The sequence below is a fragment of the Streptomyces sp. NPDC006476 genome (assembly GCF_040612015.1).
GTDB classification, from domain to species: domain Bacteria; phylum Actinomycetota; class Actinomycetes; order Streptomycetales; family Streptomycetaceae; genus Streptomyces; species Streptomyces griseorubiginosus_B.
On the sequence record NZ_JBEXPK010000277.1, the window covers coordinates 1 to 1826 of the forward strand.

At 68.0% G+C, this 1826-nt stretch carries 1 pseudogene; it reads left to right on the plus strand.

Annotation, left to right across the window (positions count from 1 at the left end):
• Nucleotides 1-1662 precede the first annotated feature (1662 nt).
• Nucleotides 1663-1826, plus strand: a pseudogene (locus tag ABZZ74_RS53990) (S1 family peptidase); the annotation flags it as partial.

Sequence of the window (1826 nt, forward strand, 5' to 3'; positions counted from 1 at the left end):
GGCATCGACGCGGACGGTGTAGGTCTGCACGAGGACCTGCCTCAGCAGGGCGACCGCCTCGATCTCACGGATCCACACCGGGGCGCCGGGGGACCAGGCGGCCCGGCACAAGGCCAGCGCGTCCTGGCCGAAGACTAGGCCTGTCCGGCCGTGTCCGTCCGCGTCACCGCGTCGGTCACCGCCGTGGTCACAGCTCCTGACGGTCCCGGGGGCCGGCACCCAGAGCGCGGCGCGTCCGGGGAGCGGGCTTCGCCGCGGTGGCTGCCGGGACGGCGGGCACGGGCGAGCGGACACCCGTCCGGCCGCGCGGCCGGACGGGGACGGGGGCGTGGCGAGCTGCGCGGAGCCGCCGTCCGGGATAGGCAGAGGTACGGGTCGTATGACTCTGGTGGGTCAGGAGCCCAAGGGTGATCATGGAGGAACCACAGCATGCGGGGCCGCGAATACGCGGAGGTCAACTCATGTGTTGCTGTGGGGTGCGCATACGGCCCGGGGCACACCCCCGTGGCCTCGGGCCGTATGCCCCGAATATAGCCCGTCTGTCAAGTCCCATAACTGTCCGGTGGGCGTTTCAGCGAGTGGCCCGGAGATCGCACACCCCTCCGGGCCACTCCCGGACGGCACGGGCTCAGTAGCCCTGGTGCCAGGTAGCGATAGACCAAGGCCACCGACATCACCTTGAGATCAATCAAGGTCGCGGTCACCTGGTGGACTCCCGGCGACGCTGATGACCGTCACTCCGACGATGACCGCCGACGAACCCCGCCCGCCGGCGCAGGCCCGGCAGACTCTTCTCGCTTGTCGCTTGTCTTGTCGCTTGTCGTCCTGGTCTCGGGCCCAGCCGTGACACCGGATACCGTGCCTTTGACCTGCGAGGCGACAAGCGACAAGACAAGCGACAAGCGCAGCATGGCCAGGCGAAACGCGGGGTGTGAGCCTCACACCTCACAGGACGGTCCGTCCGAGCCAGGATCCAGGCACAGCACCACCCGCCAATCAGACACGCCATACGGCGACCTGACGGCCGAACAAGCGCCCCCACCCAAGGAGACCCGGGGGCGGGCTCCCGGCCCGCCCTTGGCGCGGAGGCCCCCGCCGACGCGCAATACAGCCAGACACCCGCCCGACCCTCGCCCCTGCTCTCCTACCATTCCGCCCCCACCCACCCCCACCCAACTACATCAGACAGACAAGACGGACAGAGGAGAGGAAAGAGGGCTGTCGGGGACCGGGTCGACGAGGCGCGTGAACTGCGAAAACCATGCGCAGTTCACACAGGGCCGCCGGTAGACCGGTAGGGGAAACGGTAGGGAGATCGATAGCGGGTATGGAGGACTTCCAGACGGCAAGTTGCGTGACCAGGCTCACAGATCTGGTGTCTGTGCTGGTCAGAGCGAGGTTGCGGGGCTAACTGCCCTCTCGCGCATCCTGCGGCACCAATGTCCAAGCGCCTCCCCAGGACGCAAGGGCTGAGGAGCCTCCACGCTCCCTGCAGTTGCCGTTGAATCAGCCTTGTCGTTCAACTCTGCGGAAGGCTTGTGAGGTTGGTCCGGGTCAGATGCCGCTGTCGTCGGCGGCCGGGCTGGGAATACTTGGGCGCCGTCCATAGCGGAACCGGTTCTCCCACATCACAGGTTCCGACCCCCCATAGGAAGACGTCAGTTGAAACATCGACGCATGCCCAAGCGGCGTGTGGCCGTGGCAGGTGCGGGCATAGCCGCCCTGATCGCCGCGGGAGTCACCCTCCAGACTGCGAACGCCAGTGAGCCGAGCCCGCGCCCGGCTCCCGAGACGCTGTCGGCCGTCGCGGCCGGAAAACTCGCCTC